Origin of the sequence: Peribacillus sp. NPDC097895, from assembly GCF_050277555.1 — a bacterium.
Lineage (GTDB): Bacteria > Bacillota > Bacilli > Bacillales > DSM-1321 > Peribacillus.
This window is the reverse complement of the sequence record NZ_JBNNSH010000002.1, coordinates 845,676-865,784: the sequence shown is the minus strand read 5'-3', so window position 1 is coordinate 865,784 and position 20,109 is coordinate 845,676. Positions and strand designations below refer to the sequence as shown.

Sequence of the window (20,109 nt, the reverse complement as noted above, 5' to 3'; positions counted from 1 at the left end):
AAAACCAAAGGGCTTTTTTTATAAATCATTTGATCACTTTCATGCATGCATTGAACATAGTACACCCGTTTGTTCCAAAATAATGGCTTTTTAAAGAAACAATACCATATGCTCTTCATCATAATAGGTTTGATCTAACTTCAATGCTCTTTTCTCTTTCCCAAAAACCTCAAAACCCAAATAAGAATAAAGTTTTTTTGCTGCCTCATTAGATGTCACCACAGATAAATAAATTTGCTCGATTCCTTCCGAATTTTTGGCCTGCTTAATTGCTTCTGCCATCAAGCTCATTCCAATTCCATTGCTACGTTTTTCAGGGGAAACGTACACGGCAAAGATAGTGGCTTTATGTTTTAGTTTAAGCTTATTTTCTTTAACTAAAGTAACTACACCAATAAGCTTTTCGTTTTCAAATGCACCTAAAGTAAAAGACTCGTCCGATTGAAATCTGCTCTTATATGTTTCTAAAGGATTTTTCCTTTCCTCCTCAAAGCTTGAGCCGAATGACTCAGGATTGTTTTGTAAAGCTTCTAATCTTAATTTCCGGTAATTTTCAGCATCCTGTGGTTTCAAGATTCTTATATTCATTATTTCCTCCTAATTAAATGAAAAGTAATTCCTTCTATTTTTTTTATCTACCGAGGGCGACCAAAAGGGAAATCATAGACAGTTTTCGGTATCATTTTAAAGGATTCAATAAATCCTATTAATCCTCCTTCACAAAAAAAAATTACGGCTTTGAAGAGAGAGAATGCTGAGACGTTATGAGAGCACTTGTAGTAAATGGCAAAAGAAGCTCTTAATGCTTTGCTGATACTATAAAAAAGTAAGAACAGATTCTCAAATGGATTTGTTCTTATTTTGGTTAGCTTTTCAGTTATCCAAATCCTTTTTTTGAATGAAAAAAAGGATTAGGATTTTCAGTAAGAGGATACATGCAGAGTGTTAATGGAAACATTAGGAAATGTTAATCTTTGACCGATGAACTCCATCAGTGATACGCTTACTTTTCGATATTACATATTCAAAATCAAGGAGGAATGAAGGGTGACACAAGCCAAACAACAAAAAATCACTTTGGCAAACCGTCCAAAAGGTATGCCTTCGAAAGAAGATTTTAACTTTGTGGAGAGTGAAGTTCCCACACCAAAAGATAATGAGATTTTAGTACGGACGCTATATTTATCTGTCGATCCATACATGCGTGGAAGAATGCAAAATACTAAATCATATATTGCTCCATTTGAATTGAATAAGGTCATCACGGGCGGCGTTGTTGCTGAAGTGGTAGAGTCCAAATCTAATTCCTTCAAACAAGGGGATGTCGTTGTTGGGAATATAGACTGGGCAGAATATACAGTGGTCACTGAAAAAGAAATTCGAGTAATTGATCCTAATGTGGCTCCGGTCACAACTCATTTAGGGGTTCTTGGAATGACCGGTTTAACAGCTTATTTTGGTTTGCTTGATATTGGTAAGCCTCAGAAAGGTGAAACGGTCGTAGTATCCGGAGCAGCTGGTGCTGTTGGTTCAGTTGTTGGACAAATAGCTATGATTAAAGGTGCTAGGGTTGTCGGTATCGCTGGTTCAGATGAAAAACTTGAGTACTTAACGAAAGAACTTGGCTTTGATGGTGCCGTAAATTATAAAAAAGATAGTTTTGCGACAGATTTAAAAAATGCCGCTCCTGATGGTGTCGATGTTTATTTCGATAATGTGGGTGGAGAGGTGACTGATGCTGTTTTCACACTTTTGAATACGAATGCCCGAATTCCATTATGCGGGGCGATTTCATCGTATAATGCTGAAGGAAAAGATTTAGGACCGCGTCTGCAATCAGCCATGATCAAAACGAGTGCACTAATGAAAGGTTTCACAGTCGGAAATTATGCCGCTCGTTTCCAAGAAGGCGCAACGGATTTAGGGAAATGGCTCCAAGAAGGAAGACTGAAGTATGAGGAAACCATCATTGAAGGTTTTGAAAACACACCTGATGCATTTCTAGGCTTGTTTAAAGGAACGAACCTTGGTAAACAACTTGTAAAAGTTGCGGAACCCGAATTCGCTCAACTATAAGCTTAAGGGAACACAGTGGAGGCGAGATCCTGTTTGATTTAAGAAGATTAGGATGTATTAAAAGAGCTGACATTTCAAAAAAATCTCGTCAAACCAATAAGAGAGGTCGAAACACATCTTCCAGCTAAATTGATGTGCTTCGACCTTTTTTTGATTGGATATAGGGTTGTCCATTCATGATCATTTACAAAGCATGTCCTTCATGAAAGATAATCAATCTTAGGAATAAAATATGCTAAGGATTCTCTGGATTTTCATATGTGGGATCAATGCCGTTTTGGGAGTTTTTGTCGCTTGAATAACATCCGAGATGAGATCGTTATATATATCATCAATAATGTTGATGCAAGTCACTAATACATGAAACGATGTGCAGATATGGGCCATGTTTGTCTACATATTTGTTGAAGTCATGACAGTGATGTTTCTTCTTGAAAGTCAAGGACTTCAATAAATGTGAAAATCATGCGAAAAGTAGGTAAAAAACAAAGCCATTTAAGAATTACTTACCCTTTATCGTATCTTTTGTTCCATATGAAGGATATTAAAAAAGGGTCTCCTTAAACATAACTCTCAGCATAATGTTAAAGTAAATAGAATGGTTACCTAGTTAATTATTTAATGAAAGGATAAATTGAAATGAGTAATAATAAGCAAGGGCCATCTTCAAAAACTCTGAAGTTGGATGTAATACATACGACATTTAAACAGGCTTTTGAATTAAAAAAGAATCCATTTCCATGGATAAAAGCGTTAAGTGCAGGGATAGCGGCTGCCTTACCTGTTTTCATTGGCTTATTATTCGGCAATTTGGCGTACGGTTTATTGGCAGGAATAGGAGGTTTCACTTATTTATACGTGTTTAACCAACCGTATCACCAAAGAGCTAAAAAGATTTTCTTTGTGATGGTGGGTCTTGCTTCATCTGTTGTATTAGGGACACTTTTGGCTCCATACCAATTGGGAACAGCCATAATGATGGGAATCATCGGGGCAAGTGTTTTTTTTATTTTTGGTGCCTTAAAGATTACCGGTCCTTCTGCGGTATTCTTCGTCTTGAGTTTTGCGCTAGCGACAGGTATGCCCATTGATCAGACACTTGCCCCGTTGCGTGGAGGCCTTGTTTTATTGGGTGGGGCACTGTCTTGGATAATCTGTATGTTAGGTTGGTTTTTCAATCCTCATGGACCAGAAAAGCTTGCGGTGGAAAAGGTATACAGAGAATTGGGGGCATTCTTTGATTCACTAGGCACCGGGAAATTCAATGCAGCAAGACAAAGAACGGTATTGGCGATGAAACAAGCGGAAGATACATTGTTAGCCGGATTTTCAAACAGACGAAGTCCAGACATGTTAAAGCGGTTGTTTCTATTGAACGACCATGCGAATGTCATATTCTTGGAAGCATTGGAAATATCATTGCGCAAAAAGGTTGTGCTACCGCCAGAAGTAGGACAATCGGTACGTGCCTTGGCCAACTCCATTGCATCTAAAACTAAAAATGAATCAAAGATTCTCCAACCGGATCAAATGGAACTAGAGGTGGAAAAGCTATTCGTTGAAATTTACAATGCAGATGCCATCATGAATGAACCGGATAGTAAAATCCACCAAGAAGCATCAATCTCAAAGCCTTCTTTAAAAACGATTTTTCTTGGGGCGTTCGATAAGAACTCAATTGTCTTCCTCTCTTCTATTCGATATGGAACAATCCTCACCATTGCAGCAATCATAGCCTATTCCGCTGATTTTAACCGTTCGTACTGGATTCCCTTATCCTGTGCATCCGTCATGTCAGGTGCGACCATCGTTGCCACATTTCATCGGGCGGTCCAAAGGACTTTCGGGACAATCATCGGACTCCTAATAGCAAGCTTAATTCTTGCATCCGTTCATAACGAGTTCCTTATCGTTCTGATCATTTTGTGTTTGACAATCATTACAGAGCTTTTCATCGTACGGAATTATGGATTGGCGGCGATGTTTTTTACCCCTTCAGCTTTAATCATGGCGGAATATTCAACTCAAAGCTATGATTTTAGTTTTTTTGCGACCGTAAGAATAACCGATATCGTCGTTGGGAGCTTGATAGGCCTTCTTGGATCGCTGTTAATCGGCAGTCGATCGGCATCAAGCCTTCTCAACCATTTGATGGCCAAAACGATTCGAAGCCAGGGTCAATTTCTATTGGTGGCGTTCTCTGGACATGATAATGAACGTGCAATCGATGAAAGCAGTGAAAGGAACAAAATGCAAACCAATATGGTGAATCTATTAACGGTCTACAATGCGGCTCTTGGTGAGATATTCAAAAACAAGGCCAGGTTGGAATCACTATGGCCCGTTATATTTTCGATAGAACAGTTGGGATATTATTTAAATGCAAGTTTGAAATTCTCTGATCGGTCGGTACTTTCAGAGCGTGAGCTTGCTCAATTACTGTATGTTTTTGAAACAATGGCAATTGCTGCAGATAAGGGGCGGTCACTTACGAACAAAGAGGTTCCGGAAATTGAAGGGTACTCAAAAATCCGCCACGAAATTTTGGATCTTCAAAAAGCACTTCGGTTTAGTGGTGAAGCAACGAGCTAATCATTCTCTTTAGGGAGTTTTTATTCTTGGCTTCCATTCATTAAACCGAGTGGTTCATTCCCTTAATTAAAAGAAGGAAAATAAAAGGTATATAGAAAAGTCTGTGAAAATGCCCATTTTCATTATAGAATGTACATACATACAGAAAGGTGATGAACCATGTCAAACATTGCTAAATTTCGTGATTTTTTAACTAGTGAGAAAATCTATATGAATGAGTTGAATGAAGATGGCACCACCTTTTTTAGAGCTGAGCAGAAGTTAAAGGATGGGTGGAAGGTTCTTTTAGTTTTTGCATTCAATCAAGATGAAAATGTGGCGGACTTATTTTGCTTTAATGTCGCCGAGTTGAAGAATCCTGATAAAAAGCAAGATGTACATACACTGTTGAATGAATATAATGCTAATTTTAGGTATTCAAAGCTGTATGAAGAAAAAGGGACCATTTCCATTCGTTATTCATACTCCTTAGAGGGGGATTTTGTACCGGATCTAGCGTTCAGGAAGTTAATCATGTTGCTTGAAACGGCCCAACAGGTTTACCCTCGGTTAATGGAAGTCATTTGGTCTTAAAATCATGTTAAAGGGTGAAAAAGTTCTCTGATTCAGGGGACTTTTTAACATCTTTACTAGAGTGAATGAATATATTATCGTTACAATCCATAAATTTTAAAAAAATTAAAAACAACTATTGCATTTTTTCACATGAAACTATATAATTAGTTTTGTTGGTAATACGATTCGACAAAGTTCTACAAGGATATGCGGGTGTAGTTTAGTGGTAAAACCTCAGCCTTCCAAGCTGATGATGAGGGTTCGATTCCCTTCACCCGCTCCAATACATACTCATAACGTAGGGTTTCGTTACCTGGAGAACGAAGCTTTGCGTTTAAATATTATAATTAGAATTCTACTGTTTACAGTGGGATTTTTTTATTGTCCAAATTTGTATACATATCTCTTTTACCTTTAATTTAAGGCTGGTAAGCAAATGAGCTGGGACACATATAAAGTGGCAGTAACGATAACTTGCCAGCCCGCGATTGCAGCTATAAGAATGAGCAATAGTGTGAATCTCAGGTGAATATAAACCGGAGCGTCTATAATTATGTTTAAAAGGATCATGTATAAACCCCTTCCGAATAGGAAAGGGGTTTATTTCTGGACAATTTTGTTCATCCTTCTACAATTGAGTAAGTCCCTACACCACCGTGGATTTCAAGGAACATGTCCATCAACGATTTTGTTAGTTGATGGGCTTCCGTGATAGGTGTCTTGGGTTGTAAATAAATGATTTGGATGGCCTTTTTCGTTTCTTCGGTGACTTTCGTTCGTTCTGAATCAACGTAAGGACTTCCGAATGTGCCATCACGATCAGCTGAAGTAATCATATTATCCATGGAATTCAAGCGGCCGTTCAAACCATCATAACCGTCAGAACCATCGCCAATTTTAATCGAGATGTCACCTGCTAATTTATCTCCGTCATAAATGCCGATCGGCACTTCATATAAAAGGGAGAAGAAGTTATTCAAATCGATGGCGGAATGGACAGGGGTTAGGTAATTTTGTTTTTTTACACGGCGGTAAAGGGCTTCAACGGAAGGACGATAACGAGAAGGGTTGGTTCCTGTCGTCTTGAAAATCTCTCGCCATACTTTAATGCCGGAAAAGTCGGTCAATTCCTTTTCTTCAAGGTCGAAGTAAAGAGCTTCCTGAAATAATTGAAGTCTTCCTTTCACCATCTGCGGGGAGGGACCTACTTCGATGTTTTCATATGTAATGATACCAACTTTGAATTCAGGGATTTTACTGCTAAGATTAGCCGATATGGTAATTTCCAAGCGTTTCACCTCCAAAAATGTTTGCAATTAGTTTATCATAGATAGCAATGGTTTGAAATGGATACAAGCCCGGGAATACTGAATGAACGAAGGTGAAAAACATGGATATGAATACATTCAAGCAAGAAGTGATTATATATAGTAAAGAAATCGGCATCGATAAAATCGGTTTTACATCGGCCACGACTTTTACCGATTTGAAAAGTCGGCTTATACGTCAACAGGAACTGGATTATCAGTCAGGGTTTGAAGAAGCCGATATTGAAAAAAGGGTCAGGCCTGAATTGATTTTCGATAAACCGCAGTCCATCATTTCAATTGCGCTGGCATATCCTTCGAAATTGAAGGATGCCCCGCAAAGTACAAAAAGTGAGCGGCGCGGGATTTTTTGCCGGGCTTCTTGGGGAACGGATTATCATACCGTTCTTCGTAATAAATTGCAGTTACTTGAGGATTTCATAAAAGATAAAGTACCAGTTGCAATGACGAAGTCCATGGTTGATACGGGTGAGTTATCAGATCGGGCAGTGGCTGAACGTGCAGGAATCGGGTGGAGTGCAAAAAATAGTATGATCATCACTCCGGAATTCGGGTCTTATGTATACTTGGGAGACATGATTACCAACTTGCCATTTGAACCGGATCAACCGATGGAAGATCAATGCGGGACATGCAACAAATGTGTGGATGTTTGCCCGACAGGTGCGCTCGTACAGGGCGGCCAACTGAATTCCAAGCGTTGTATCGCATTCTTGACGCAAACAAAAGGGTTCCTTCCGGATGAATTCAGGACGAAAATAGGCAACCGTTTGTATGGATGTGATACATGCCAGACCGTTTGTCCGAAAAACAAAGGAATGGATTTTCATTTTCATGAAGAGATGGAACCCGACCCTGAGTTAGCGAAACCGCTGTTGAAACCTCTGCTTACCATCTCGAATCGGGAATTCAAAGACACATATGGCCATGTATCCGGCTCTTGGCGCGGTAAAAAACCAATCCAACGAAATGCCATTTTAGCATTGGCCCACTTCAAAGATGAAACGGCATTGCCCCAATTGATCCAGGTCATGAAGGATGATCCGAGGCCCGTAATTAGGGGAACGGCCGCCTGGGCGGTTGGGAAAATTGGTCGTGAACAGGTTGTTTCTATTTTGGAAGAAGCACGAATGAAGGAAACGGATGAAGAGGTGCTGACGGAAATCGAGAAAGGACTGCAGTTTACCTTGGAACCAAAATGAAATATATAATGCAGCCGCTCCGTGAATCATTATGGAGCGGCTTTTTTGAGGGGGCTTGGTGTGTCCCTTTTGAGTATTTGATTGATTAGGAGTCTCCGTATATTTTTAATAATAGAAAGGATTGAAACTCCACTTTTACTGAAGTTGTGTTTTGTCCATGCCCTCACACATACACATTAGCATAGATGGTAAGAAGGAGGGCATGAACTTGAAGGAACAGTTGCAACGCCTTTTACAAGAAAGGGTGGAATTTTATACTTCCGATAATCAGGAACGGAGTGAAAGGAAATTACATCTGAAAAAGGAATTGATGAGGAACCGAGCTGCGGAAATTGTTCGAGTGAATGCTGCAGGTAAGGTCCATTCAAAGAAAAAGGAAGACAATGATACAGTCCTAACCTATCAAGTGCACCTGCAGTATTTATTGAAACAGGAGGATTCATTTTATATAGAAGAAGAAATGGAAGAAAGGGAGGCAAGGTTTCGAAATGGGTATATAGTGGATGAACGTGAGCTGTTTCCCAGTTTTGAAACTGAAGAGGCACCGCCAAAATGTGATGCAGGCGCAGATCGTCTCGCATATAAATATGATCGGATGAAGGCCGTCCAATATGCCGAGCGTTGGTGGAACGAATTCAATCCGGCGTATCATAAATTCACTGATGATTGTACGAATTTCATTTCACAATGTTTACATGCGGGAGGAATTCCGATGTGGGGGACGCCGAACAAAAATAAAGGCTGGTGGATTAGAGGAAAAAGCTGGAGCTACACTTGGACGACGGCCCATTCTTTATATCATCTGCTGAAAGCCGGGAATCCCATCAGGACGAAACAAGTGGAATCGCCATATGAATTGAATTTAGGTGATATTCTCTGTATTGATTTCGAAGGGGATGGTCGGTTTGATCATAACTTGATCGTAACGGCTAAGGATCAGGATGGGATGCCGCTTGTGAACGCACATACGATGAACAGCCGGCACAGGTATTGGACATATGAGGATTCGACTAGGTATACACCGAACATCGTTTATAAATTCTTTGTGATTTTAGATGGGAGGTAATAGGTTTTTAGTCTTTTTTGTTTAATGCTATAATTAAGGTGAAGTTTAAACTAGAGGTGAAAATGAAGTGGCAATACATGTAGTTTTATATCAACCACAGATTCCAGCAAATACAGGCAATATCGCAAGAACGTGTGCAGGGACGGATACGTCTTTACATCTCATTCGCCCGCTTGGTTTCTCGACCGATGACAAACAGCTCAAACGGGCCGGGCTCGATTATTGGGAGAATGTAAAGATCCATTATTATGATTCATTAGAAGAGTTTTATGAAAAGAATGCTGGCGGTGAATTTTATTACTTAACGAAATTTGGGGAGCAGCCGCATTCCAGCTTCGATTACAGTGATCAGGACAGTGAGATATATTTCATTTTTGGCCGTGAAACGACGGGTCTCCCGAAAGAGCTGATCCAAGAAAATATGGATCGGTGCCTGCGGATTCCAATGACGGATAAAGTACGCTCGCTAAATCTGTCAAATACAGCAGCCATCTTGATTTATGAAGCATTGAGACAGCAAAATTACCGTGATTTGGATTTGAAAACAAAAGGTTGAGTTTCACGCATACTGTCATCGGGGCATTTCAGCCCCGATGATCGATGTTTTACTTTACATACTTAGGGGTGGGAGCTTTGAATAATATTATTGAGAAAATCTTAGATCACCGTTCCATTCGATCTTTTGAGGACAAGCTATTGTCTGAGGAGCAAATTAATACGATTGTGGAATGTGCCCAGGCTGCATCGACTTCAAGCTATATTCAAGCGTATTCAATCATTGGGGTAACAGATCCGGAAAAGAAAGCCAAGCTTGCTGAACTTGCCGGACCACAATCGTATGTAGAGAAGAATGGTCATCTATTCGTCTTTTGCGCCGATTTATATCGCCAGGATATGGTTTCGGAGATGGAAGGCACGGACCTTACTGAATCGATTGAAAGCACGGAGAAATTCATGGTTGCCTGCATTGACGCTGCTCTAGCGGCTCAAAATGCAGCATTGGCCGCAGAATCGATGAATCTCGGCATTTGCTATATAGGCGGGATACGCAACCATCTCCCTGAAGTGTCCGAGATTTTGAATATACCGCATCGGGTTATCCCGTTATTCGCTCTAGTGGTTGGATATCCGAAAAACCGATCCGATAAAAAGCCGCGTTTGCCGCAGTCCAATATCTATCATGAAAATGGCTATCAGGCGGATAAGCAGGAGTTCATCGGACAACTTGAAGAGTACAACGAAACGATCTCAAGTTATTACGAGCAACGGACGAATGGGAAACGAAAAGACACCTGGACAGCGCAAATGGCTGGCATGCTTGGAAAGAAAAGCAGGTTGTACATGAAAGATTACGTGGAAAAGCAAGGATTCAAAAAACATTAAATGATGAAAATGGCCAAGTAGGGATCATTATTCCTGACATGAGCCATCCTTAAAGATCCCGGAATTATTTCTGGGATCTTTCGGTTTTGGCAAAAACAAATTCAACTCAAACTTCCCATCTGAAGTTCTTCTTATATACCCATGAATTACTATTGACAATATATTTAGATAGAATTATAGTAATTAAGTAGTGGATAATGATAATCATTTTCATTTAGAATTTTACTTACCTATTATTTAAGTAAATGGAGGTTAAATAATGGTTCGCCTATATACAGAGAATTTAAATATTGGCTATGGTGAACGTTTAATTGTAAAAGATCTCAGTGTGGAAATTCCAGATAAGAAAATCACAACGATCATCGGTTCAAACGGATGTGGGAAATCCACACTTTTGAAAGCGATCACTCGGATCATTCCAAATCAATCGGGTACGGTTGTTTTAGATGGCGTGAATATATTAAAAGAAAGCACTAAGATCCTTGCAAGAAAAATGGCCATACTTCCGCAGACACCTGAGAGTGCAAGTGGATTGACAGTTGGAGAGCTTGTATCATATGGGCGCTTTCCCTATCAAAAAGGTTTTGGACGGCTGACGCAAAAAGACTATGATGTGATTGATTGGGCACTCGAAGTGACTGGCACGAAAGACTTTAAGTTCCGTCCGGTGGATGCTCTCTCAGGAGGTCAGCGCCAACGTGTTTGGATTGCCATGGCCCTTGCCCAGGAAACGGAAATCATCTTCCTTGATGAGCCGACCACCTATTTGGATATGGCGCATCAACTAGAGGTTCTGGAATTATTACAGAGGCTGAATGTAGAACAGGGACGTACGATCGTCATGGTTCTTCATGATTTAAACCAGGCTGCTCGATTTGCCGACTATATCATTGCCTTGAAAGACGGGGAAATAGTCAAAGCGGGAGATTGTGAAGAAGTCATCACTCATGAAGTGCTTAAGGAAGTATTCCATATTGATGCGGTTATCGGACGAGATCAACGAACAAACAAACCAATGTGCAGCACATACAATTTATTAAAAGGAGATAGGACAACAAATGAAGAAGATATTGATTCCATTTATACTGCTGTTAGTGTTAATTATTAGTGCTTGTGGTAACGAGTCGACCGAAAAAGAAAAAAGCTCCGATTCCAAAAAGGAAAAATCAGGTACCATCACTTACCAATCTGAAAATGGGCCTGTCGAGGTGCCTGCAAATCCTAAGCGTGTAGTCGTACTATCTTCTTTCGCAGGTAGTGTTCTGGCATTGGATGTTAACCTTGTAGGGGTTGATTCGTGGTCTAAAATGAACCCGAATTTTAAGGAGTTAAAAAACGTCGAGGAAGTAACGGACGAAAACTTGGAAAAAATCATCGAGTTGAATCCGGATTTAATCATTGGTTTATCAACGATTAAAAATGTCGATAAATTAAAGGAAATTGCTCCAACCGTCACATATACATACGGAAAAGTGGACTATTTAACACAGCATGTAGAAATTGGTAAACTTTTGAATAAAGAAAAAGAAGCGAAAGCTTGGGTGGATGATTTCAAAAAACGGGCAAAAACCACTGGTGATGAAATTAAGGCAAAAATTGGAGAAGATGCTACCGTTTCCGTTTTCGAAAAGTTTGACAAACAGTTCTATGTATACGGCGATAATTGGGGCCGCGGAACGGAAATCCTTTATCAAGAAATGAAATTGGGCATGCCTGAAAAGGTAAAAGAAGTGGCATTGAAAGATGGTTACTTTGCTTTATCATTAGAAGTTCTGAAAGACTATGCCGGTGATTATGTCATTTTGAGCAATAACAAAGATCAGGACAGTTCCTTCCAACAAACAGATACGTTTAAAAACATACCTGCCGTTAAAAACAATCAAATGTTTGAAGCTGATGCAAAAAAATTCTACTTCAATGATCCAATAACATTAGAATACCAATTAGACTTCTTTTCCAAAAGTTTTCTTGGAAAATAATACAGCGAGGGAGAGGGATGCCAATTCCTCTCCTTTTATTCTATAAAAAAAGAGATGAGAGAGACAGATGACTAATGAAAATCAACGTTTCATCCCATTTATATATAAACTGATCATAGCGATCGTTGCCTTCATCGGCATGTTCATCATATCGATGGTATTTGGTGCAGCCGATGCCACCGTCAAGGATGTATGGCAAGCACTGACGTCCAATGCTACCGGTGAGAAGATTTCCATCATTCGTGAAATCCGTCTCCCTCGCGAAGTGGGGGCAATCTTCGTCGGTTCGGCACTTGCCGTTTCAGGTGCCATCATGCAGGGAATTACGAGGAATCCACTAGCTGATCCGGGGCTGCTTGGATTGACGGCAGGGGCCAATGCAGGCCTTGCCATTACGCTGGCATTCGTTCCTTCGGCTAATAACTTAGGGATCATGGGTGCGTGCTTTATTGGTGCAGCTGTCGGGACAATCATGGTTTTTGGCATTGCTGCGATGAAGAAGGGTGGTTTTTCTCCCTTACGAATCGTGTTAGCTGGTGCTGCGGTCTCTGCATTTCTATTTGCTGTATCACAGGGGGTCGGTATTTACTTTAAAATATCAAAAGATGTATCGATGTGGACTGCCGGCGGTAATATCGGAACATCTTGGGGACAGCTTCGAGTAATCATCCCGTTTATTTTAATTGGCATCCTGATCTCCATTATCTTTTCTAGACAACTCACCATCCTTAGCCTCAGTGAAGAAGTGGCGGTAGGATTAGGTCAAAAGACCACACAAATTAAAGCAGTTCTTTTCGTCGTCATCATTTTGCTTGCCGGTGCTGCTGTTGCGCTAGTCGGAAATATGGTATTCATCGGGCTAATGATTCCCCATATGGTACGGGCTATCGTAGGTACGGATTATCGATTCATCCTGCCCTTGTCCGCAATTTTAGGAGCCACTTTCATGCTTTTGGCCGATACGATCGGCCGTACAATCAATTCTCCATATGAAACACCTGTGGTAGCGATTGTTGCGATGATAGGTTTACCTTTCTTCCTCCTAATCGTCCGTAAAGGAGGTAAAGCATTTTCATGATCCATTCAGCATTAGTCAAAAAACAGCGATGGCTAATCGGTGCCTTAACCGCACTCATCATCATAACCATCATTATCGGGACATGTTTAGGATATTCGAATCTTTCAATAGGGCGGCTGATTCCCACGCTTTTCGGACAAGGGACGTTTAAAGAGGAATTCATACTATTTTCCGTCCGATTGCCACGTATCATCATTACCCTTTTAGCAGGCATGGCCCTTGCACTGTCAGGAGCCATATTACAAGGAGTTACACGTAATGATCTAGCTGATCCCGGGATCATCGGGATTAACTCGGGAGCAGGTGTTGCCATTGCCGTGTTCTTTCTATTTTTCCCGATAGACGCAGGTTCATTTGTGTATATGGTGCCACTTGTCGGTTTTATCGGTGCGTTACTGACGGCCTGTTTAATATATGTACTTTCCTTTAAGCGAAGGGTTGGCCTTGAACCCGTTCGGCTAGTATTGATTGGCGTTGGTTTTTCAATGGCGCTTTCAGGCTTGATGATCGTCCTCATTTCTTCAGCGGAACGAGCCAAAGTCGATTTCATTGCGAAATGGCTGGCAGGAAATATTTGGGGTGCGGATTGGCCGTTCATTTGGGCAGTCCTTCCTTGGCTAATCATCCTCATTCCATTCACTTTATATAAAGCGAATCGTTTGAACCTACTTGGTTTAAGTGAACCTGTCGCAATCGGAGTGGGAGTATCGATTGAAAAGGAACGGATCGTCTTGCTCATAACAGCTGTCGCACTTGCTGCTGCTGCCGTTTCCGTTACTGGCGGAATAGCATTCATTGGACTCATGGCCCCGCATATAGCAAAATCCTTGGTCGGACCTCGAAATCAATTATTCATTCCAGTTGCCATTTTGATCGGCGGATGGCTATTGCTGCTTGCCGATACGGTAGGCCGTAATATAGTTGAACCCGAGGGAATCCCTGCAGGTATCATGGTTGCCTTGATCGGTGCTCCTTATTTCATGTATTTATTGTTGAAAAAATAAGATCTTGCTAAAATCCCTTGAGAATTCTCAGGGGATTTTATGCTTTTTTTCGAGTGCTTCCGTAGTTTTTGTTTTTATTCATGGTTTATCTATATCTAATTATCTCATCAGGATTCAATCGTTTAGCTTCGAAATATAATACTTGAATAAACTTTTTTGTATTTACCCGGGTAGGTGTAAGAACTATAGTTGAATGATTTTGCAGTTCTTTCATTTTTTGGCGAACGACTGTGAAATCAAAAAATTTAGAAGCGTAATTTTCAAACTTCGGATTTGAAAAATCCGTTAATCCAAGGGAAGCAAAATGATTTAATGAATGGTTAATCGTTCTGCGTATTCGCTGTTCGGCGGCCTTTATTTCTCGATTAATATCAGCCTGCAAAGCTGAAGTTCCGAGCTTTTTCTTTGTGATTTCTACAAAAATATCTTTAAGAGTGGGGAAATGCTGTTTAAAAGAATTAGTCCGTTCATACATAAATAAATAGTGAAGCATTTGTATTAAATCTTTAGATCCATTTTCCCCCACAATCCCTAATTCCGATAAAAGAAACTCGCCTACCTCTATTATGCTTTTTTCATTGTAATTATTGGATTGATCAACTTTTGGTTGTTCAAAATTCAATACACTATTTAAAGAGGCTTGAATATTAGTGATTGATCTTTCTAAATGAATGCGTTCCATAACTTTTCGAATCACTGTTAATATTTCAATCCGATTGATTGGTTTAGTAATATAATAGTCGATTCCGAGCGAGTATGCCTCACCAATGAGTTCCTTTGATTCAACCTGCGAAATCATTATTATTTTCCCATTAAAGGTACTTTTTATATGGCGAAGTGTTTCAATGCCATCCCGGATGGGCATTAATAAATCTATGAATAATATATCAATTTGCTTTAAATTCAAAATATGTCCTTCTAATAGACTTCCATCTTCCGCTTCTTCCACCACTTCTCCTAAATCTTCGTTCTCTATAATTTGGCTTAAATTTGAACGTATAGCACAATCATCATCTGTTATAAAAAAACGCATGAAAAATCATCCTTTCTGGATCAGCTTATGAATGGGTAATTTTATTGAAAAAACAGCGCCGTTATCCTTATTCTCAAACAGGATTTCCCCTCCCAGTTCTTTCACAACTTCTTTAACATATGAGAGACCAATTCCTGTTGAAGGTGTCCCGAATTGATCATATTTTGAAGTGAATCCAGGTTGGAATATAACAGTCTGATATTTTTGGGAGATCCCAGGTCCATTATCAGCAACTTTAAATTCTACATTGTCGCAAATTTCACACAAACTTAAACGGACGATTCCCTTTTTTTTAATCGCTTCCACCGCATTAGCGACTAAATTATTGAACAGAGATAAAACGGTATATACATGGTAATGTGAATCATTGTTTTCATCTAATGTGTATTCAAATTGAACATCCTTTCCTAGTGATAAGGCATATTTTTCATTAATTCGGATAATTAAATGGAAAAGTTCAGCAGCATCCATATAATCTTTAAAACTTTCATTGGAGATCAATTTGGAGAGACCAGCAAAAATTCGTTGATTATCTTTCTTGACTTCATGCATTTCACCCGCGATGCGCAATGCTTTTTGACTATAGGGCTCTGTAAGGGCATGAAGTTGCTTTTCAGGTTTTTCCAGCGCTTTTAAATCGCGATACAAATCATACGACTTCTTAGTAATATCCTCTGCGTTTTTTAATGTTTTTTTTAAATGAATCGTTTCCTCATATAAATTGGAAATGAGCATCAGCATATGTTCATTTTGTTTTCGAATTTGCTTTTCCCTTGATTGTGCTTCATAAAGTTTCATCATATTAAAAAAGCTTAAAACGATAAAACTGTGGCCGAATGCGATCACGATCATCTCATTTATTGAATCTAATGTAATTGTTGTTTCTAATACAAAATATTGAAAGAGTAATTCTATAAAATCGGACACTATTTCGATAATGAGACCAATTAATCCAATAATCAAAGATCGGTTTTGAAAACGGTTGATTTTCACTAAATGAAAAAGAAAGGAATAGGTGAAATAAAAGAAAAAACTAGGATAATGAGTTTGAAACGCGGAAGTCCAGGAAAAATTATCCTTCATGAAAAAGTCTATTAGAATACGAAATACCACAACCATTGTTCCTGTCAGGAAGCCCGAAAAAGTGGCGGGTGTTTTCTGTAATAATAGTAAAAAGAAGAAAAATGCAGGCGCACCAAAACTTATACGAAACGTTTCATTTAGAGGATAAAAACTCAATTCGCCTGCTAATGGCACTGTTAACAACATCAATACAAGGATATTGACCTCTTTTTTCATCAATGTACTAAGATTCAAGGCGCTCACCTCCAATTTGTTTAAAAAATCAGTATACAGTTTCAACAGTTTCAATACAACGTTTACTTTGTTCTTGAATAGAACGGCTTATTCCAATTATGGCAAAACCCATCTGTTTTTCTATCCACAAAAAATGGTAACAGATCATGTGAAATAATCCCGTTTTTATTAGTGGATTTTTATTTTTTAGATTTTGTAGGTTTTCGTATGATTATGTAGTTCCCACTTTAAAATTAGCGATAGTTAGAAAATTTTTGAAAGCGCTTAACGATTATTTGTGATATTCATCAAATCGAATGAAGTGAGCACAACAACTAATGAGGTGGAAGAATGTGATTGGAAATTTGACAAAAGATTATAACATTCATGTTAATAGTCAAAAGAAAGCCTGCTTAGATGAATGGGTAGCACATTACAGAGCCCATGCTGCTGAAGGACAAACCGCCAATTATATACCGGCATTGAGAAATGCACACTTATCGCAATTAGGTATTTGCATACTTGAGCCGGGTGGAACCATGATCAAGTCAGGGGATTGGGGAGTACCCTTCACGCTGCAAAGTATTTCCAAAGTGCTCAGCTTTATAGCCGCATGCTTGGGTTGCGGCATTTCTTATGTGTTGGATAGGGTCGATGTGGAACCAACTGGGGATGCTTTCAATTCAATTATTCGTTTAGAGATGCATAAGCCGGGAAAGCCGTTTAATCCTATGATAAATGCTGGAGCGATTACTATAGCTTCGCTTCTCCCAGGGGAGTCTTCACAAAAAAAATTAGAATTTCTTTATGCATTATTTGAAAATTTGTTAGGAAAGCGCCCGACGATCAACGAGGAAGTGTATCAATCTGAGTGGCAAACCTCTCATAGAAATAGAGCTTTAGCTCACTATTTAAAAGAGACGAATTATTTAGAATCGGATGTAGAGGAAGCATTAGAGGTTTACCTGAAGCAATGTTCAATAGAAGTAACAACAGAAGACATAGCCCTGCTTGGACTGATTCTTGCACAAGATGGGTACCATCCTATTCGTAAAGAACAAGTTCTCCCTAAAAAAGTGGCTAAACTGGCCAAAGCATTAATGCTTACTTGTGGTATGTACAATGCTTCAGGTAAATTTGCGGCTTTTGTAGGGGTGCCAGCCAAAAGTGGAGTATCTGGCGGGATTATGGCGCTAGTTCCTCCGAGTGCCAGAAACGGACTTCCTTTTCAAGATGGATGTGGGATTGGTATATACGGGCCAGCCATTGATGAATACGGGAATAGCGTAGCAGGTGGTATGTTATTGAAACAAATGGCACAAGAATGGGACCTGAGCATTTTCTAAAAGCAGAGAGAATTTTCTCAAATAAATTCGCAAAATAGGAGACGTCCTTATGATGTCCCTATTTACAAGAAGAGGTGAAGTAATGCCGCTAGTACTTTAAGATTCAATTGGGTGTACGCAGCACAAATCATAAATCCAGATACATAAAGAACGTCATTATAAAGGAATGAATTTAGGAAAGCATGGTGATGAACATATGAATAATTTGCAGCGAAAGATGGGGACGTTTTCGTTAACGATGGTAGGACTTGGGTCCATTATTGGCTCAGGTTGGTTATTCGGAGCATGGAGGGCGGCACAAATCGCAGGACCTGCTGCCATTATCTCTTGGATTATCGGGATGGTTGTTATTTTATTTATCGCACTTTCTTACAGTGAATTAGGGGCCATGTTTCCTGAAGCTGGAGGAATGGTAAAATATACGCAATACTCTCATGGTTCGTTTATAGGGTTTCTTGCAGGTTGGGCAAACTGGATTGCAATCGTTTCTGTCATTCCAGTCGAAGCGATTGCTTCCGTTCAATATATGAGCTCATGGCCATGGAAATGGGCGGAGTGGACACATGGTTTGGTGGAAAACGGTAGTCTTACAGGGGGAGGCTTGGCAATTGCCTCTGCATTATTGGTCGTCTACTTTTTATTAAATTACTGGACAGTTAGTTTGTTTTCAAAAGCAAACTCATTTATTACAGTCTTTAAGGTTATTATACCTGGACTTACGATTGGCTCCCTCTTATTCGCTGGTTTTCATGCATCCAATTTTACGTCTGCAGGGAGTATCGCCCCCAATGGCTGGGCAAGTGTACTTACTGCTGTAGCAACTTCTGGTATTATCTTTGCATTTAACGGTTTTCAAAGTCCGATTAACATGGCAGGTGAGGCAAAGAATCCTGGACGTTCGATTCCAATTGCAGTAATTGGCTCCATTTTAATCGCAACGGTTATCTACGTTTTATTACAGATTGCATTTATTGGAGCGGTTGATCCGTCCATGATTGTGAACGGATGGCATCATTTGAATTTCAATTCACCGTTTGCTGACTTAGCAATTGTTCTAGGCATAAACTGGTTAGTCATATTACTATACGTTGATGCTTTTATTTCTCCTTCCGGGACGGGAATAACATATACGGCGACAACGTCTCGAATGATTTATGGAATGGAAAAGAATAAATACTTGCCAAGCGTTTTTGGAAAACTGCATCCTCTTTATGGTATCCCGCGTCAGGCAATGTTTTTAAATCTAGGTGTATCTTTCTTATTTTTATTCATGTTCAGAGGCTGGGGCGTATTAGCAGAGGTTATTTCGGTTGCGACATTAGTCTCTTATATAACAGGTCCAGTTACGGTCATGACATTAAGGCGCACAGGGCCGAACTTGTACAGACCATTACGTCTAAAAGGATTAAGTATCATTGCACCACTTGGATTTGTTTTTGCTTCTTTAGTTCTATATTGGGCAAGATGGCCACTGACAGGACAAGTATTATTTATCATTATGATTGGCCTGCCCGTTTATTTCTATTATCAAGCAAAAATAAATTGGAGGGGATTCCGTCAAAACTTTTCAGCAGGGCTTTGGATGGTTGTTTACTTACTCTGTATGATGACCATTTCATACTTAGGTAGTGAAAAGTTTGGTGGACTAAACGTAATCCCATTTGGTTGGGATATGGTCATCATTACATGTTTATCACTAGGGTTTTATAGTTGGGCAATAAAGAGCGGATTCCAAACGGAATATTTGGAACAAGGACAAAAAGTAAACGACGACTTGAAATCGATGGAGAACAGCAACGCATCACAATCGGATAAAAAGAACGCAGTATAACATATGACGACATCTCATTGATTGGCATGCTCCAAGAAGCATGATTAAGCTAAATCTAATCTTCATTTCCCATTGTTGCGTTCGTTTCTAATAGGCCATTGATATTTTTGGGTCCGAGAGTATGGACATTTCTTGCCATACTCATTCATTAAAGATGACTTCGAAAGTGCTTCTTTCCATTTATATTGATAATGGGGGCAAAAAAGGGGACAGCAAAATTTAATTTGCTGCCCCTTTTTGGAATTTAAGAAAGTTATTTCACACCTGGTTTATCGTCATACCCAGCAGTGAAGATAGCGGCTAAAAATGTAATAGCAACTGCAACGATAATAACTGTGCC

At 39.6% G+C, this 20,109-nt stretch carries 17 protein-coding genes and 1 tRNA gene; 14 read left to right on the top strand and 4 right to left on the bottom strand.

Annotated elements, in window-relative coordinates:
- Positions 1-90: 90 nt before the first annotated feature.
- Positions 91-588 (bottom strand): N-acetyltransferase family protein, encoded by a 498-nt coding sequence (locus ACQKMH_RS15545; protein WP_427588375.1) that lies wholly within the window; start codon positions 586-588, stop codon positions 91-93.
- A gap of 459 nt (positions 589-1,047) precedes the next feature.
- On the opposite strand from ACQKMH_RS15545, the gene ACQKMH_RS15540 reads away from it, so the two are divergent.
- The 4 genes from ACQKMH_RS15540 (at position 1,048) to ACQKMH_RS15525 (ending at position 5,506) form a co-directional block, all read left to right on the top strand.
- Positions 1,048-2,076: an NADP-dependent oxidoreductase gene (locus ACQKMH_RS15540; protein ID WP_427588374.1), complete on the top strand. Its 1,029-nt coding sequence runs from the start codon at positions 1,048-1,050 to the stop codon at positions 2,074-2,076.
- Positions 2,077-2,715: 639 nt separating this feature from the next.
- Positions 2,716-4,668 carry an FUSC family protein gene (locus ACQKMH_RS15535; RefSeq protein WP_427588373.1) on the top strand — a complete coding sequence of 651 codons (1,953 nt, stop codon included), beginning with the start codon at positions 2,716-2,718 and terminating at the stop codon, positions 4,666-4,668.
- Between the two features lie 159 nt (positions 4,669-4,827).
- Positions 4,828-5,241: a YbjN domain-containing protein gene (locus ACQKMH_RS15530; RefSeq protein WP_230157310.1), complete on the top strand. Its 414-nt coding sequence runs from the start codon at positions 4,828-4,830 to the stop codon at positions 5,239-5,241.
- A 191-nt stretch (positions 5,242-5,432) separates the two neighbouring features.
- Positions 5,433-5,506 (top strand) — tRNA-Gly (locus tag ACQKMH_RS15525).
- Between the two features lie 337 nt (positions 5,507-5,843).
- Here ACQKMH_RS15525 and ACQKMH_RS15520 read toward each other — a convergent pair.
- Entirely contained in the window at positions 5,844-6,512 is a 669-nt protein-coding gene (locus tag ACQKMH_RS15520; protein WP_427588372.1) for a B3/B4 domain-containing protein, read from the bottom strand.
- Between the two features lie 101 nt (positions 6,513-6,613).
- On the opposite strand from ACQKMH_RS15520, the gene queG reads away from it, so the two are divergent.
- The 8 genes from queG to ACQKMH_RS15480 all read left to right on the top strand — a co-directional run bounded on the left by queG (position 6,614) and on the right by ACQKMH_RS15480 (position 14,263).
- Positions 6,614-7,753: a tRNA epoxyqueuosine(34) reductase QueG gene (queG, locus tag ACQKMH_RS15515; protein ID WP_427588371.1), complete on the top strand. Its 1,140-nt coding sequence runs from the start codon at positions 6,614-6,616 to the stop codon at positions 7,751-7,753.
- A 208-nt stretch (positions 7,754-7,961) separates the two neighbouring features.
- A complete protein-coding gene (locus ACQKMH_RS15510; RefSeq protein ID WP_427588370.1) occupies positions 7,962-8,819 on the top strand; it encodes an amidase domain-containing protein in 858 nt (285 codons plus the stop codon).
- Between the two features lie 67 nt (positions 8,820-8,886).
- Positions 8,887-9,375, top strand: coding sequence for a tRNA (uridine(34)/cytosine(34)/5-carboxymethylaminomethyluridine(34)-2'-O)-methyltransferase TrmL (trmL, locus tag ACQKMH_RS15505; protein ID WP_427588369.1), 489 nt, complete (start codon positions 8,887-8,889; stop codon positions 9,373-9,375).
- 77 nt (positions 9,376-9,452) lie between these two features.
- The gene (nfsA, locus tag ACQKMH_RS15500) at positions 9,453-10,202 is read left to right on the top strand and encodes an oxygen-insensitive NADPH nitroreductase (protein ID WP_427588368.1); all 750 of its coding nucleotides are present in this window, start codon (positions 9,453-9,455) and stop codon (positions 10,200-10,202) included.
- 259 nt (positions 10,203-10,461) lie between these two features.
- A complete protein-coding gene (locus ACQKMH_RS15495; protein ID WP_427588367.1) occupies positions 10,462-11,310 on the top strand; it encodes an ABC transporter ATP-binding protein in 849 nt (282 codons plus the stop codon).
- Entirely contained in the window at positions 11,261-12,181 is a 921-nt protein-coding gene (locus ACQKMH_RS15490; protein ID WP_427588366.1) for an iron-hydroxamate ABC transporter substrate-binding protein, read from the top strand. The genes ACQKMH_RS15495 and ACQKMH_RS15490 overlap by 50 nt, the downstream gene beginning before the upstream one ends.
- Positions 12,182-12,248: 67 nt before the next feature.
- Entirely contained in the window at positions 12,249-13,259 is a 1,011-nt protein-coding gene (locus ACQKMH_RS15485) for a FecCD family ABC transporter permease (protein WP_427588365.1), read from the top strand.
- Positions 13,256-14,263 (top strand): FecCD family ABC transporter permease, encoded by a 1,008-nt coding sequence (locus ACQKMH_RS15480; RefSeq protein ID WP_427588364.1) that lies wholly within the window; start codon positions 13,256-13,258, stop codon positions 14,261-14,263. The genes ACQKMH_RS15485 and ACQKMH_RS15480 overlap by 4 nt, the downstream gene beginning before the upstream one ends.
- A gap of 85 nt (positions 14,264-14,348) precedes the next feature.
- Here the strand turns inward: ACQKMH_RS15480 and ACQKMH_RS15475 are convergent, their stop codons facing one another.
- Together ACQKMH_RS15475 and ACQKMH_RS15470 are read right to left on the bottom strand one after the other, a co-directional pair.
- Positions 14,349-15,296, bottom strand: coding sequence for a response regulator (locus ACQKMH_RS15475; RefSeq protein WP_427588363.1), 948 nt, complete (start codon positions 15,294-15,296; stop codon positions 14,349-14,351).
- 6 nt (positions 15,297-15,302) lie between these two features.
- Positions 15,303-16,622 (bottom strand): ATP-binding protein, encoded by a 1,320-nt coding sequence (locus tag ACQKMH_RS15470; RefSeq protein WP_427588530.1) that lies wholly within the window; start codon positions 16,620-16,622, stop codon positions 15,303-15,305.
- Positions 16,623-16,957: 335 nt separating this feature from the next.
- Between ACQKMH_RS15470 and ACQKMH_RS15465 the strand changes: the two genes are divergently transcribed.
- Positions 16,958-17,938 carry a glutaminase gene (locus ACQKMH_RS15465; protein WP_427588529.1) on the top strand — a complete coding sequence of 327 codons (981 nt, stop codon included), beginning with the start codon at positions 16,958-16,960 and terminating at the stop codon, positions 17,936-17,938.
- 196 nt (positions 17,939-18,134) lie between these two features.
- Positions 18,135-19,769, top strand: a complete 1,635-nt coding sequence (locus ACQKMH_RS15460) for an APC family permease (RefSeq protein WP_427588362.1) — start codon at positions 18,135-18,137, stop codon at positions 19,767-19,769.
- The last annotated feature ends 340 nt before the right edge of the window (positions 19,770-20,109 follow it).